At 67.3% G+C, this 14,426-nt stretch carries 13 protein-coding genes; 4 read left to right on the top strand and 9 right to left on the bottom strand.

Annotated features, from left to right (window positions below):
- Window positions 1–203 precede the first annotated feature (203 nt).
- From paaJ to paaA, 4 genes are read right to left on the bottom strand one after another with little or no spacing between them, the layout of a single operon-like run.
- Entirely contained in the window at window positions 204–701 is a 498-nt protein-coding gene (paaJ, locus tag IT361_07925) for a phenylacetate-CoA oxygenase subunit PaaJ (GenBank protein MCC6317603.1), read from the bottom strand.
- 2 nt (window positions 702–703) lie between these two features.
- Window positions 704–1,537, bottom strand: a complete 834-nt coding sequence (gene paaC, locus IT361_07920) for a phenylacetate-CoA oxygenase subunit PaaC (protein ID MCC6317602.1) — start codon at window positions 1,535–1,537, stop codon at window positions 704–706.
- Window positions 1,537–1,824, bottom strand: a complete 288-nt coding sequence (paaB, locus tag IT361_07915) for a 1,2-phenylacetyl-CoA epoxidase subunit B (protein MCC6317601.1) — start codon at window positions 1,822–1,824, stop codon at window positions 1,537–1,539. Before paaB ends, paaC begins: the two co-directional genes overlap by 1 nt.
- 33 nt (window positions 1,825–1,857) lie before the next feature.
- Window positions 1,858–2,805, bottom strand: coding sequence for a 1,2-phenylacetyl-CoA epoxidase subunit A (gene paaA / locus IT361_07910; GenBank protein MCC6317600.1), 948 nt, complete (start codon window positions 2,803–2,805; stop codon window positions 1,858–1,860).
- 195 nt (window positions 2,806–3,000) lie between these two features.
- Here paaA and IT361_07905 point away from each other — a divergent pair, with 195 nt between their 5' ends.
- Window positions 3,001–3,771, top strand: coding sequence for an enoyl-CoA hydratase/isomerase family protein (locus IT361_07905; protein MCC6317599.1), 771 nt, complete (start codon window positions 3,001–3,003; stop codon window positions 3,769–3,771).
- Window positions 3,772–3,864: 93 nt separating this feature from the next.
- Window positions 3,865–6,051 (top strand): cation:proton antiporter, encoded by a 2,187-nt coding sequence (locus tag IT361_07900; protein MCC6317598.1) that lies wholly within the window; start codon window positions 3,865–3,867, stop codon window positions 6,049–6,051.
- 91 nt (window positions 6,052–6,142) lie between these two features.
- On the opposite strand, the gene IT361_07895 is transcribed toward IT361_07900, so the two are convergent.
- The 5 genes from IT361_07895 to hppD form a co-directional block, all read right to left on the bottom strand.
- The gene (locus IT361_07895) at window positions 6,143–7,210 is read right to left on the bottom strand and encodes an LptF/LptG family permease (GenBank protein ID MCC6317597.1); all 1,068 of its coding nucleotides are present in this window, start codon (window positions 7,208–7,210) and stop codon (window positions 6,143–6,145) included.
- 2 nt (window positions 7,211–7,212) lie between these two features.
- Complete coding sequence (locus IT361_07890) at window positions 7,213–7,494, bottom strand: helix-turn-helix transcriptional regulator (protein MCC6317596.1); 282 nt, start codon at window positions 7,492–7,494, stop codon at window positions 7,213–7,215.
- Window positions 7,495–7,825: 331 nt separating this feature from the next.
- Window positions 7,826–9,085: a dipeptidase gene (locus IT361_07885; GenBank protein MCC6317595.1), complete on the bottom strand. Its 1,260-nt coding sequence runs from the start codon at window positions 9,083–9,085 to the stop codon at window positions 7,826–7,828.
- 52 nt (window positions 9,086–9,137) lie between these two features.
- Window positions 9,138–10,328, bottom strand: coding sequence for a homogentisate 1,2-dioxygenase (locus tag IT361_07880; protein ID MCC6317594.1), 1,191 nt, complete (start codon window positions 10,326–10,328; stop codon window positions 9,138–9,140).
- 115 nt (window positions 10,329–10,443) lie between these two features.
- Window positions 10,444–11,565, bottom strand: coding sequence for a 4-hydroxyphenylpyruvate dioxygenase (hppD, locus tag IT361_07875; GenBank protein MCC6317593.1), 1,122 nt, complete (start codon window positions 11,563–11,565; stop codon window positions 10,444–10,446).
- Window positions 11,566–11,663: 98 nt separating this feature from the next.
- Between hppD and IT361_07870 the strand changes: the two genes are divergently transcribed.
- Both IT361_07870 and IT361_07865 read left to right on the top strand, forming a co-directional pair.
- On the top strand, window positions 11,664–12,587 hold the full coding sequence (locus IT361_07870; GenBank protein MCC6317592.1) for a LysR family transcriptional regulator: 924 nt from the start codon (window positions 11,664–11,666) through the stop codon (window positions 12,585–12,587).
- A 47-nt stretch (window positions 12,588–12,634) separates the two neighbouring features.
- Entirely contained in the window at window positions 12,635–14,317 is a 1,683-nt protein-coding gene (locus IT361_07865) for a serine/threonine protein kinase (GenBank protein MCC6317591.1), read from the top strand.
- The last annotated feature ends 109 nt before the right edge of the window (window positions 14,318–14,426 follow it).

Below are 14,426 nucleotides of genomic sequence, written 5' to 3'. Positions count from 1 at the left end.
GCGATCGACGCGATCGCCACGACCGATGGCCTTCCGGCCTGCACGAATGGCGTAACGACCTGGGCACTGTTGCGACCACGTACTCGGCGCACTTGCGGTCCCGGTGCCTGTCTCGCGTGGCCACCAGCTTCCGCTCGAACCCCGCGATACTCGGCGGCCCACGGTTGGGGCACCGCCCAACGGTCCGGGCCCTGAGGCGCCGATCAGATCGCCTTGAAATGGTCGAACGGCTGTCGACAGTCGCTGCACACATGGATCGACTTGCACGCCGTCGATCCGAACTCGCTCTTGAGCACCGTTCGCGGTGAACCGCAATGTGGACAAGCGACGGTGTGCTGCCGACGCAGCGCCACGAGCCCGGGCGCCGCGATCGCTTCGGGCTCCGGCGGTGCAATGCCGTACGCGCGCAGCTTCTCGCGCGAGGCGTCCGACATCCACGCCGTGGTCCATGGCTCGCGAAACACGAGGCGCACCTGCGCGATGATGCCGTGGGCGCCGAGTGCCGCGCGAATCTCGTCTTCCATCACGTGCATCGCCGGACACCCCGAGTACGTGGGTGTGATCTCCACGATGACGCTCTCGTCGCCGATGATCACGTCGCGCACCACGCCGAGTTCCACGACGCTCAGCACCGGGATCTCGGGATCCTTCACCACGTCCAGCCAGGCGAGCACCTGCTCGCGCGTGAGCGGCGCCGCCATGACTACCAGCTGGCGCCCGGGTGCGAACGGGGGAGGATCTGCATTTCGGCGAGCATGTGGCCAAGGAACTCCGAATGCCGTCCGCGACGCCCGCCGGTTACGACGCGCGGATCGGCGGGCACCACGAGTGTTGCCTGAGCCATCGTTTCGCGCACGGCGAGTTCCCACGGCGCACGCAGCGCGGGCAGGTCGACGCCAATGCCCTGCTCCATCATCGTCGCATCCACCGCGTCGCCCTCGAACAGCTCGCCGGCAAAGGCCCAGAGGCGATCGACGGCGTCCTGCATGCGCTGGCGGCTCTCGTCGGTACCGTCGCCCAGCCGCACGACCCACGCCGCGCTGTGCCGCACGTGATACGTCGCTTCCTTGAGCGCCTTGGCGGCGATCCCCGCCATCACCGGATGGCGCGAGCTGGCCAGGCGCGCCATGAACAGGACGTCGAACGCGTCGAACAGGTACTGCCTGACGATGGTGAACGCGAAGTCGCCGATTGGCAGCTCGACGAGTTGTGCGTTGCGGAAGTGAAACTCGTCGCGCAGGAATGCCAGCGCGTCCGCGTCCCGCCCTGCGCCCTCGGCTTCGCCCGCCAGGCCAAGGAAGGCAGACGCCTGCCCAATGAAGTCGAGCGCGAAGTTGGCGAGCGCGATGTCCTCTTCGAGGATCGGCGCGTGGCCGCACCACTGCGAAAGCCGGTGTCCCAGCACGAGCCGGTCGTCGCCGATACGGCAGCAGTATTCGAAGAGCGGATGCTGCGCCGTCCCGGACGTGGGCCCTCGCGGCACCGTCCCCGCGACGTCGGTCGGCGCTCCCGTCACGCGCGTTGGCTCGACGGTCATCAGAAGACCTTCACGCCGCGCGGCGACTTGTAGAACTGCGGGTGGCGATAGGCCTTGTCGCTGCCTGGGTCAAAGAAGGGGCCCGCGTCACCAGGGCTCGACGCGACGATCGATTCGGTCGGCACGACCCACAGGCTCTGGACCTTGCCGCGACGCGCATACACGTCGCGAGCGTTCTGCATCGCGTGCTCGGCGTCGACGGCGTGTACGCTCCCGGCGTGTTCGTGGGGCGCCCCTTCACCCTCCTGGGTGAAGACTTCCCACAGCGGCCATTGCGTATCGGACATGCGGGTCACGGAGAAAGTGAATGGCGATGTGAGTCAGGCGGCGGACTCGCGCGCGCGTGCGGCCTGCTTTTCCGCGTGCGCCGCGGCGGCCTCGCGCACCCAGCCCCCGTCTTCGTGCGCTTTGCGACGCGCCGCCATGCGTTCGCGGTTGCACGGGCCGTTGCCGGCAATCACCTGCTGAAACTCCGCCCAGTCGATCGCGCCGAAACTCCAGCGCTCGGCGGCCTCGTCCCAGCGCAGGTCAGGGTCCGGTACCGTCACGCCAATGGCCCGGGCCTGGGGGATCGTGAGATCCACGAATCGCTGTCGCAACACGTCGTTTGTTTCCCGCTTCACCCGCCATCGCAGGAGTTCGGCCGAGTTGGGCGACACCGCGTCGCTCGGCCCGAACATCATCAGGGACGGCCACCACCAGCGATTCACCGCGTCCTGCAGCATTTCCCGCTGGGCCGGCGTCCCCCTGGAGAGAACGGTGCAGATCTCGTAGCCCTGTCGCTTGTGGAAGTTCTCCTCCTTGCAGATGCGCACCATCGCGCGCGCGTACGGACCATACGAGGTCTTGGCGAGCATCGTCTGGTTCACGATCGCCGCGCCATCCACAAACCATCCGATGACGCCGATATCCGCCCAGGTGAGCGTCGGATAGTTGAAGATGCTCGAGTACTTCGCCTTGCCGGTCAGGAACTGGTCGACCAGTTCTTCACGCGAGATGTCGAGCGTCTCGGTTCCGCAGTAGATGTACAGGCCATGGCCCGCCTCGTCCTGCACCTTGGCGATCAGCACCATCTTTCGGCGCAGGCTTGGTGCACGCGTGATCCAGTTGCCCTCGGGCAGCATGCCCACGATCTCCGAATGGGCGTGCTGGGACATCATACGGATCAGTTGCCGGCGATAGCGCTCCGGCATCCAGTCTTTGGGTTCGATGCTCTCGCCGCGATTGAGTCTTGCCTCGAACTCGGCGAGCTTGACCGGGTCTTCCATGGGAGGGGTCCCGACGGACATGACAGGCTCCGGACTGCGGGGGGCTCGGCGCCCAACTCTCGACGCCACAACAGCTTCCCCAATGTAATACCTGCGTCGCGTCGGCGGGCAAACCCGCCGCGGAGAGGGGGCGCAACCCGGTTGCCGCCCTTCGCCCCCGCCGCTTGATTGGCCAGCACCCTCCCCAAGGTCGCCATGTCCACCACCGCTCCCGACGCCGGTCATGTCAGTCTCGATGTAGCCGACAGCATCGGTACCATCACCTTCGGCCACCCACGCGGCAACTCCCTGCCCGGCCAGCTCCTGCGAAAGCTCGCGGCCACGATCGAGGAGGCGGGACATCGGCACGACGTACAGGTCGTGCGGCTCCAGAGCAGCGGCACGGGGCCGTTCTGCGCCGGGGCCTCGTTCGACGAACTCCAGGCGATCGCCACGCCCGACCAGGGACAGGTCTTCTTTTCCGGATTCGCCAGCGTAATCCTCGCGATGCGGGCCTGCCCGCGCTTTGTCGTCACGCGTGTCCACGGCAAGGCGGCCGGAGGAGCCGTCGGGCTGATCGCCGCGTCCGACTACTGCATCGCCCATGAGAGCGCGTCCGTGCGGCTCAGCGAACTCGCGATCGGCATCGGACCGTTTGTCGTTGGACCGCCGATCGCGCACAGGATTGGCCTGGCGCACTACACCGCCCTGACGGTGGACCACGACTGGCGGGATGCCGCGTGGGCGCATCGCGTGGGCCTCTATGCGCGCACCTGCGACACGATCCCGGCGCTCGACGACGCGGTCACGAGCCTGGTGCGGCGGCTGGCGCGCTGTCACCCCGCAGCGATGGCGCGGCTCAAGCAGGTGTTCTGGGAAGGCACCGACCACTGGCCGGAACTTCTCGAAGAACGCGCGGCGATGAGCGGCGCCCTCGTGCTGTCCGAGTTCACCCGGGATGCCATCGCCGCCTTTGGCACGCGCTGAGGCCGGGCGAACGCTCGCCAGGTCGCCGGCAGGTCGCGTGGACGTGCCCGACCGCCGACGACACCTTGATCACGAACCCGCTCGCCGACCCTGATGAGTCAGTTCCTCGCGCACCTCGGCCAGGAGTTCCAGCTCCCGCTCCAGAACCCGGTGCTGGTGTTCGCGCTGATCCTTTCGATCATCCTCCTCGCGCCCATCGTCCTCAAGCGGCTGAACATCCCCGGAATCATCGGGCTCATCATCTCCGGGGTCATCATCGGCCCGCACGCGCTGAACCTGCTCGACAACAACGCGGCCATCAATCTGTTCTCCACGATCGGCCTGCTGTACATCATGTTCATCGCCGGACTCGAACTCGACCTCAATGAGTTCAGGGCGCACCGCAACAAGAGCCTGCTCTTCGGGCTGTTCACGTTCGCCATCCCGCTCGCGATCGGGTATCCGGTGTGCCGGTACCTGCTGGGCTACGACTTCAATGCGAGCCTCCTGACCGCCAGCATGTTCGCGACGCACACGCTGGTGGCGTACCCGATCGTGAGCCGGCTCGGCGTCTCCAAGAACCAGGCCGTTGCCGTCACCGTGGGCGGTACGATCCTGACGGATACCGCGGTCATGATCGTGCTTGCGGTGATCGCGGGCAACAACCGCGGCACGCTGGATTCGCAGTTCTGGGTGCGGCTCGTCCTGTCACTCGCGGCGTTCTCGGCGGTCATGTTCCTCGTGGCGCCGCGCGTGGCCAAGTGGTTCTTCCGCACACTCGAGAACGAGAAGCACTCGCACTACATCTTCGTGCTCACGGTGGTCTTTCTCGCCGCGTTCATGGCCGAACTGATCGGCATCGAAGCCATCATTGGCGCCTTCGTGGCCGGCCTGGCGCTCAATCGGCTGATCCCGCATTCGTCGGCGCTCATGAACCGCATCGAGTTCATCGGCAACGCGCTCTTCATCCCGTTCTTCCTCATCAGCGTGGGCATGCTGGTGGATGTCGGTGTGCTCGCCAGCGGCAATCGCGCGCTCATCATCGCGGCGGTGCTGACCGTCGTGGCGATCGCCGGCAAGTGGCTGGCGGCCTGGCTCACGCAGGTCGTGTTCAGCTACAGCCGGTCGCAGCGCGGCCTGATCTTCGGTCTGAGCGGCGCACACGCCGCGGCCACGCTGGCCGTAATCCTCGTGGGGTACCGGGAGAACATCCTCGACGAAAACATCCTCAACGGCACCATCCTGCTGATCCTGGTCACCTGCACGGTCGCCTCCTTTGCGACCGAGCGCGCGGCACGACGCGTGGTGGTGGAATCACCCGAGGACGGCAGCGACCTGCTCCCGGCGACCACGCAGCCCGGGGAGCGCATCCTGCTCCCCAGCGCCGCCATCGCGACCATCGAGAAGCAGCTGGAGTTCGCAATCCTGCTCAAGGACAAGGCGTCCACGGAACCGCTGTCGATCCTCACCGTGGTCTCCAACGACAGCGAAGCCGAGCTCAACATCCTCAAGGTACGCAACAAGCTGGACGAGTTCGTCAGGCAGGCGGCGGCGTCCGAGGTGAAGCTGAACGTCGTGACCACGATCGACCACAACATCGCCAGCGGCATCGTGCGCACCTCGCGCGAAGCGATGGTGGATCTGATCGTCCTGCGCTGGCCCAAGCGTACGGGGTTTCTCGATCGCCTGCTGGGCGAAACGAAGCTCGGCGCGATCCTGCAGAACGTGGATAAGGCGGTGTTCGTGGCCCATATCGCCGAGCCGTTGGTGACGCACAAGCGACTCGTGTGCGTGGTGCCGCCGCTCGCTGAATACGAGCAGGGCTTTGAGCAATGGACGGGGAAGCTCTGGAAGCTGGCGCAGGAGCTGTCATTGCCGGTGGTGGTGCACTGCAACGCAGCGACCGGCGAGGCGGTGACAAAAGCGATGGAGCGCGCCAGGTCGACCGTGGCGCTCGGCGTCATTCCCTTCGAGGACTGGGAGGACTTCCTGATTCTCGCGCGCGACGTGCGCCCGTCGGACCTCCTCGTGCTCGTGTCGGCACGAAAGGGATCCACGTCCTACCTCGGCGTGCTGGACAACCTACCGGCGAAGCTGGAGAAGTACTTTGCCTCGAACAACCGCGTGGTCATCTATCCGCATCAGCCCATCGGGCGACACGGCATCGAGGACTACTCGGACTTCAACGCCGAGCCACTGCAGATGGGCATCGATGCCGTGCAGCGGATCGGGAAGACCATCGGCAGTGTCTTCAGGAAGGAGTCACGGGACGATACACCGCGGCGAGGCGGCGAGCACTGACCGCCGCCGACTGCATGACGCTCGGGGAACGCGCCGACGTCCACCGTGCGGTCGCCGTTCTCCCGTGCGCGCGGGATCGTTCGCGCGACGGTCACGCGGATGGCGATCGCGACGGCCTGAGCACGGTGGCCGCAACAAGGAGCAGCACCACGTTCGCGAACCACATACCCATTGCCGGCGGCAACCTCCGCGCATCGACGAGTTGCTCGCCGGCTACGAGGCACACGTAGTAGCCCACGAATACCACGAGGCTCGAGGCGGCCACACGCACGGGGCCGGCGCCGGGGAACCGCACGCCGAACGCGGCAGCTGCCAGTGCCAGCACCATGCACGCAGCCGCCAGCGCGTACTTCTTGTGAATCTCCACCTCATACGCGGGCGCCATGGCGCGCGCGCTCGGGTGTACTGATGCGCGCGCGTCACGGGCCGCCGCGCGCAGCTCGCCGACGGTCATCTCGCGATCACTTTTGAACTGCGCCGTCGGGGCTGTGGATGGCCGCGGCGACATCGCAAGACGAAGCTGGTGGTTCGCGTAGGGAAGGACCTGCGTGTTGGAGATGAGCGCCAGCAGCGAGAGCGCAGCCGCCGCAGAAAGCACTGGAGCGAGCAGGCGTCGCAGTCGGCCACGGCCTCGTGTGGCGTCAGCACCAGGCTCTGTGTCACCGAGTCGCGTGAACACCCATGCGACCGCCAGGTAGACGCCCATCGGGAGGGTCATCGCCAGGATGAACGGCACCGAGAGCATGAGCAGTCTGGCCATCGCGCCGGGCCCCGCCACGCCGCCACCCAGCTGAGGTACGGCGCGCGTCGCGTAGTTCGTGAGCTGGAGCGCCGTGAGCACACCCAGCGACGCAACGAACGGACTCACGTGCCGCCTCAGAAGCTCCCTCGGTGCAAGGGTCGGGTTCACCCCGCCCCGCGCGACGCCGCTCACCTCCGGGGCGAACACGCCGATATCGACCAGCAGAGCGGTCGCCTGCGCGCTTACCGCCAGTCGCAAGACGGTGAACAGGACGCCCACGCGAAAGCGCCGCCGTTCGGCCTCATCGGGAATCGCGGCCGACTCGGCGAGCATCCCTCGAACGAGATCCTCGTGGCGAGGGTCCACCAGCCCGGCCAGGCGGCGCGTCGCACGCTCCATCGGAGTGAATGCGTTCATGCTCAGGTCTCGCGCGCTGAGGGAGCCGGCAACCAGGATGCGTGCGCCCGTTCCAGCGCCCGGCGTGCCTGTGCCCGGCCGGTCGCTGTGAGCCGGTAGAGCTGTCGCGGCGGCTTGCCCGGGAACTCGGACTCTTCCCATCGCGACTCGAGCCATCCGTCTTCGGTCAGGCGCGCCAGGAGCGGGTACAGCGTGCCTGACGAGAGGTCGGCGACCTTCATGAGGTCGTAGCCGTACCGCCAGCCCCTCGGGGCCTCAAGGAATGCGGCAAGCGCGCGCGTCATCGTGCGGGTGAGTCGCTGCACGGTCGTTATTCTACATATGCCGGTTACTGTACGCAAGTACCCCTCGGCTCGGCGTGCGCTTCACGAGGATCCGTGCGGCAGGGAACCGTATCCGGGTGAGCGAACGCGACCTGGTGGACCAGGGCACGCGCACGGCGCGCATCCAAGGCGTGGGCCAGCGCCCCCTCGCCAGGCGTCGTGCCCGCACCACGCAGTGGGGCCCGGTGGAGAGCTGCCGCTCGAGACGACGCTCACGGAGCCACCGAGCCGCCTGGTGCGCACGATTTCGGGCCCCCGGCTCCGTTCGGCGGTCCATGTCCCGAGCGTCGGCCTACGGAACGACGCCTGACCCCTCGAGGCGAGTCGTCAGTGGCTTGCCGGTGCGCTGGAGGCGACGCGCGGTCGCTTCCGTCTTCCGCATCACGCGCAGCAGGTTTCCACCCATCACCCGCTTCACCTGTGCATCCGTGTACCCGCGGCGGAGCAGCTCCGCGACCACGTTCGGGAACATCGAGATGTCGTCGAGGCCCCTGGGGTGCTGCTCGAGGGCGCCGAGATCGGCGCCGATGCCCACGTGGTCGATCCCGATGAACCGGATGATGTACTCGATGTGGTCGACGTAACGCTCGAGGGTGGTTCCGGGCACGTTGTTGATGTAGACGCCGAACGCCGAGTCGGCCTTCGCCTGATCGTCTGCGAACTCCGCGCGCAGGCGTCGCTCCACCTCGAACACGTCACGCATGAGCCGCGCGCCCGTGGAGTCCACGAACGCGGGATAGGCGTTGACCATGACCACGCCGTCCTTCTGTTTCACGAGCCGAAGGATCGAGTCGGGCACGTTTCTCGGGTGGTCGGCGAGGGCGCGGACGGAGGAATGGCTGAAGAAGAGCGGCGCTTCGCTGATCCGCGCGACATCGCTCATCACGCCGTCCGAGACGTGCGAGAGGTCGACCATCATGCCCAGCCGATTCATCTCGCGGACGACGTCCTCGCCGAACGCACTGAGTCCGCTGTGCCGGGGCGCATCGGTGGACGCGTCCGCCCACGCGGTCGTCGACCCGTGGGTGAGCGTCATGTAGCGCACGCCTAACGCGTAGCTCTGCCGCAGCACCCCGAGCGAGTTGTCGATGGCGTGGCCGCCCTCGATGCCGATGAGGGACGCGATCTTCCGGCGCCGGTGGATGCGCACGACCTCGTCCGCGGTCGACGCGAACGCGAGTCGCGGCGACCGCGCGATCATCCGGTGGATCATGTCGATCTGTTCGAGCACCATGGTCCCGGCGCCTTTTCCCTCGTAGGCAGAAGGCACGAACGCCGCCCAGAACTGTCCGCCAACGCCCCCTTTCACGGCGCGTGGCAGGTCCGTGTCGAGGTCAGGCAATGGCCGATCGGGATCGTAGCGCTCGAGGTCGTACCGTGACCGCTGGTACGACATCCACGGCAGGTCGTTGTGCGTGTCGATGAACGGTGCCTCACGCATCAGGCGGCGAGCGCGCGGGAGAAATGCATCTCGCCCCTGCGCCGCGAGGGCAACAGGGGCGAGGAGCGCCAGGATGATCGGAACGCGGACGCACCGCGAGGCAAGGCGCATGGGAGTCTCAGCGACGCTGCGGGAGGATGGGCCGTGGAGCCGGGAGTCGAGGCTACGACGTTGGCGGGTTGAACGCGGCGTGCTGCTGTTCCAGCCAGCTCTGATGGTACGCGTGATCCTCGAACTCCATGGCAAGCTTCGCGACCTTGAGCGGCCGGAAGGAGTCCATCATGACCGCCAGCTCGTTGGTATACGTCGCACCGATGCTCGCTTCGGCGCGGCCGGGGTGCGGGCCGTGCGGCAGGCCGTCCGGGTGGTGTGTGACCGATCCGTACTCGATGCCCTTGCGACTCATGAACTCACTCGACGCGTAGAACAGCACCTCGTCGGAATCGACGTTCGAGTGGTTGTACGGCGCGGGCACTGCCTGCGGATCAAAGTCGTACGGCCGCGGGCAGAACGAGCAGATGACGAAACCATCGCCCTGGAACGTCTGGTGCACCGGCGGCGGCTGGTGAATGCGCCCGACGATCGGCTCGAAGTCGTGGATGTTGAACGCCCAGGGATAGAAATGGCCATCCCATCCGACGACATCGATCGGATGGTGGTCGAGGATCAGCTCGTTGAGCGCGCCATACTGCTTCACGAGGAGCGGGAAGTCGCCGCGCTCATCGTGCGGCGCGAGCGCCGACGGACGGCGGATGTCACGCTCGGAGAACGGCGCGCCTTCGACGAGCTGGCCGACGTCGTTGAGATAGCGCCGCGGCCACCGCACGTGCCCCGCGCTCTCAAACACCACGAACTTCTGCGCCACGCCCGGATCGAGCCGCCACCGGTGGAGGATGTTGCGGTGGATGACGACGTAGTCCCCCGGCTGGTACGGCAGATCGCCAAACACGGACTCGAGCACCCCCGACCCCTCGGCGACGTACACGACTTCGTCAGCCTGTGAGTTGCGGTAGTGGTGCGCATCGACGATGGTCGGCTCGACATAGAGCATCGCGATGTCCTTGTTGAAGAGCATCGGGATGCGGTCGAGCGTTGGGCTGCCCCCCTTGGCCGAACGGGCGGTGCGAAAGTGGCGGTGTCGAAGCGACGTGGACTCATCAGCCTCCCATACCACGTCGCGCACCCTGCGCGCCGACTTCACGGTGGTCGGAGGATGGACGTGATACAGGAGGGACGACGTCCCGGTGAACCCCTCGTGCCCCATCAACTCCTCGGCGTACAGCCCACCGTCCGGGCGACGGAAGACGATGTGGCGCTTGCGGGGGATGGTGCCTAACGTGTGGTAGATCGGCATCCTGATGGACGAGTGAACGTGTGGACGGATCGACGGACGGGCGGACGCCTGGACAGAGGGTCGGGCGAAGGTCGCGGCGGCTGGGCCCCTCCGTCCGCGCGTCCTGCGTCCGCCGCTACAGGTTTCCTCTCAGTGCCTGCTCCCGCTCGATCGACTCGAAGAGCGCCTTGAAGTTGCCCTTGCCAAAGCTCTTCGCACCCTTTCGCTGGATGATCTCGTAGAACAGCGTGGGACGATCCTGCACCGGCTTGGTGAAGATCTGCAGCAGGTACCCCTCATCGTCGCGGTCCACGAGGATGCCCAGCTCGCGCAGTGGAGCGACGTTCTCGTCGATCGTTCCGACGCGATCGAGCAGGTCGTGATAGTAGGTCTCGGGTGTCCGCAGGAACTCGATCCCGCGCGCCTTGAGCGCCCGAACGGTACCGATGATGTCGTCGGTGGCGACGGCGATGTGCTGGACGCCCGGACCACCGTAGAAGTCGAGGTACTCGTCGATCTGTGACTTCTTCTTGCCCGCCGCCGGTTCGTTGATCGGGAACTTGATCCGCCCGTTCCCATTCGACATCACCTTCGACATCAGCGCCGAATACTCGGTGGAGATGTCCTTGTCGTCGAACGTGAGCAGGTTGTGGAACCCGAGGACCGAGGCGTAGAAGTCCACCCAGACGTTCATCTTGCCCAACTCGACGTTGCCGACGCAGTGGTCGACGTACTTGAGGCCCACCGGTGACGGCGCATAAGGCGAGCTCACCGGCACGAAGCCCGGCATGAACAGACCGCGGTAGTTCCGGCGTTCGACGATCGAGTGCACGGTGTCGCCGTACGTGCAGATCCCGGCGACCACGACCTCGCCGTGTTCGTCGCGGCTCGCCACCGGCTCCTGGGCCGAGCGGGCGCCGCGCGCGATCGCCGTCGCGTAGGCCTCCCGCGCATCGTCGACCCAGAACGCAATGTCGCGCACGCCGTCGCCGTGTCGTCGCACGTGGTCGGCGATCGCGCCGTCCGTGGTGAGCGGCGTCGTGAAGACGAAGCGCAGCTTGTCCTGCACGAGCAGGTAGCTCGCGCGATCGCGCACACCGGTCTCCGGGCCGCGATAGGCCACCAGTTCGAACCCGAAGGCCGAGCGGTAGAAGTGCGAGACCTGCTTGGCGTTGCCGACCCAGAACTCGACATAGTCGGTCCCGTTGATCGGGAAGGCGTCATGCACCGTCTCGGGCGAAGGCAGGGTCGAAGTCATGGACGGGGTCAGGGGTCAGCGGGATGCCTTCATGATTCACGCGGCATCAATGAATGTCCAATATATCGCCAGGCATTGTGTGATATCGTTCGCGTATCATGAGCTTCGAACTCCGACACCTCCGATACTTCGTCGCGGTCGCCGAAGAACTCCACTTCGGACGGGCCGCCAGCCGGCTCGGCATCGCCCAGCCGCCGCTCAGCCAGCAGATCCAGGCGCTCGAGAAGGCCCTCGGCGTGCGCCTGCTCGAGCGATCCCGCCGGCACGTCGCCCTCACCCCCGCCGGCGCCCAACTCCTCGGCGACGCCCGTCGCGTCCTGCGCGACGTCCGTGAGGCCGCGACCGCCGCGCGCCGCGCCGCACGTGGGGAGACCGGAACCCTGTCGGTCGCGTTCGCCGCGTCCGTCATGTTTCTCGCCCTGCCGCGCATCATCCGCCGGTTCCGCGAACAGTTCCCCGGCGTGCATCTCGAACTGCGCGAACTGGCGACCGGGCCACAACTCGCCGCCCTCCGCAGCGGCGAACTCGACGTCGGCTTCCTCCGGCAGCCCCCGCCGGACCCCATGCTCGTGACCGAAACCGTCATGACCGAGCCCCTCATGATCGCCGTCAGTCGCCGACACCCGCTCGCGACCCGGCGGCGCCTGGTGCTCAAGGAACTTGCCACGCAGGACTTTGTGCTTTTCCCGAGCGACCTGGCCCCCGGGCTCCACGCGCAGGTGCTGTCCCTGTGCACCGCGGCCGGTTTCACGCCCGGCATTCGGCAGGTCAGCCGCGAGCTCTACACCACCGTGTCCCTGGTCGAGGCCGGAATGGGGGTCACGATCATTCCGTCGTCGGTGCGCAAGATGGGCTGGCGCGGCGTGCGCTACTTTCCGATTGCCGGGCCGGGCGCGACCACGCACATCGACGCCGCACGTCGGGCAGACAACAGCAATCCCGTGGTGCGGGCCTTCCTTGACCTCGTTCGCGCCGCTGTCCGGACCGCTCGAAGCGAATCAGTGGGTGCCGGACTGCCGTAGTTCCGTTGCGCCGTTCCGCCGCCGATTCGTCACGCTACCGTCCCGCCATGTCGCACACCTGGGAATTGACCCGTCTTCGAGAAGCGTTGGCAGGCCAGTACGAAGTCGAGCGCGAGATCGGCCGCGGCGGGATGGGCATGGTGTTCCTGGCCCGCGACATCACGCTCGATCGACGGGTCGCGATCAAGACACTCCCGGCGCACCTCGCGTTCGACGACGTGGTGCGTGAACGCTTCCTGCGCGAGGCGCGCACCGCGGCCTCGCTTTCGCATCCGAACATCGTCCCGATCCACCGCGCCGAGCAGGCACAGGAGATCGTGTACTTCGTCATGGGGTTGGTTGATGGTCCGTCCGTGGCTCAACGGATGCGTCAGGGACCATTCTCGCCCGCGGAGACGATCGCGATCCTTGCCGACGTTGCGGACGCGCTCGGCTATGCGCACGGGCGAGGGGTGATCCACCGCGACGTGAAGGCAGAGAACATCCTGCTCGACCCGCATCAGGGCCGAGCGATGGTGACCGATTTCGGGATCGCGCGCCTCGCCGAGGCGGCGCCGATGACCGCCACGGGGACAGTGCTGGGGACGGTGCACTACATGAGCCCGGAACAGGTGGCCGGCCAAACGATCGATGGCCGCAGCGACCTGTATTCGCTGGGCGTCCTGGCGTTCTACATGCTCTCCGGTCGCTTTCCCTTCGAACACGCGGCGCCATCGGCTGTGCTGGTGGCTCACGTGATGTCTCACGCGCCGGCGCTGTCCACCGTGGCGCCCGACGTGCCGGCATCGCTCGCCGCGGTCGTCGATCGGTTGCTGGCGCGCGATCCGCATCGCCGGTACGAGTCCGCCGCGCAGGCCGGCCTGGCACTGAGCGGCGCCCTGGCCGGGATCGGTACGCAGGTCTCAGCCGCGCAGCCGCGTCTTTCGAGTGCAGCGGCCGCCGCGGTGTGGGAGCGCGCGGCGCTGCTGCAGGAGTACACGGGACGCGAGGCGCCGCCGCCAGTGCCCATGCGGAGCGAGGCCGACGCCAGCGCCGGGACGACGGGCTACCGACTCGACCAGGTGCGCGAAGCCGCCGAGCAGGCGGGCATCGATGCGCGCTATGTGGAGCGTGCTCTCGCCGAGCGCGCTGGTCGGCCTGAGACCACCTTGCGCGTGCGACCCGGGGCGATGATGTCGGAGCCGGTCAACCGCTGGCTCGGCGCGCGCACGAAGCTCGAATACGAGGCGGTGCTCGAGGGCGATCTCACCGAGGAGGAACTCGAGGAGATCGTCGACGAGATGCGGCGGAGCCTCGGCGTCTTCGGGAGCGTGAGCACGGTGGGTCGCACCCTCACGTTCACGTCGCAGCAGTCGTCGTGGTCGGAGAGCTCTCCACGCCGGCTGCAGGTGTCGGTGACCTCACGGGGAGGGCGAACGACGTTGCGCGCGTATGAAGACCTGCGCCAGATGTCGCACGGCATCGTTTGGGGCGTGACGGGCGGTGCGGGTGGCGGGCTCGGGGGCGCCGCGTTCGGCGCCGTCATGGCCGCGTCCAAGGGGGCGCTGATCGCCGTCGCGCCACTGGCGTTCGTGGGCGTCGCGGCGGCCGCCTACGCGTCGTCGCGAGTGATCCTGCGCACGGTCATCGCCCGACGGGAGCGCGAGATCGTGACATCGATGGAGCGACTGGTGCAGCGCGCGCAGGAACTGCTGGATGCCCGGCGGCGGCTGGCGGGTCCTGCGGCGTAGCCTCGGGGGCTGGTTCGCTCGAGCCTCGCCAGGTCCAGCGAGCGCGATCGTGCCGCACACGACTCGCAGCGCGCGCCGGGCCGCAACGCGCCCGACCCCTGGGACGCTC

It is taken from the genome of Gemmatimonadaceae bacterium (assembly GCA_020846935.1).
Taxonomy (GTDB): Bacteria; Gemmatimonadota; Gemmatimonadetes; order Gemmatimonadales; family Gemmatimonadaceae; genus RBC101.
Note: the sequence above shows the minus strand (reverse complement) of the source record. Positions and strands in the feature narration are given on the sequence as shown.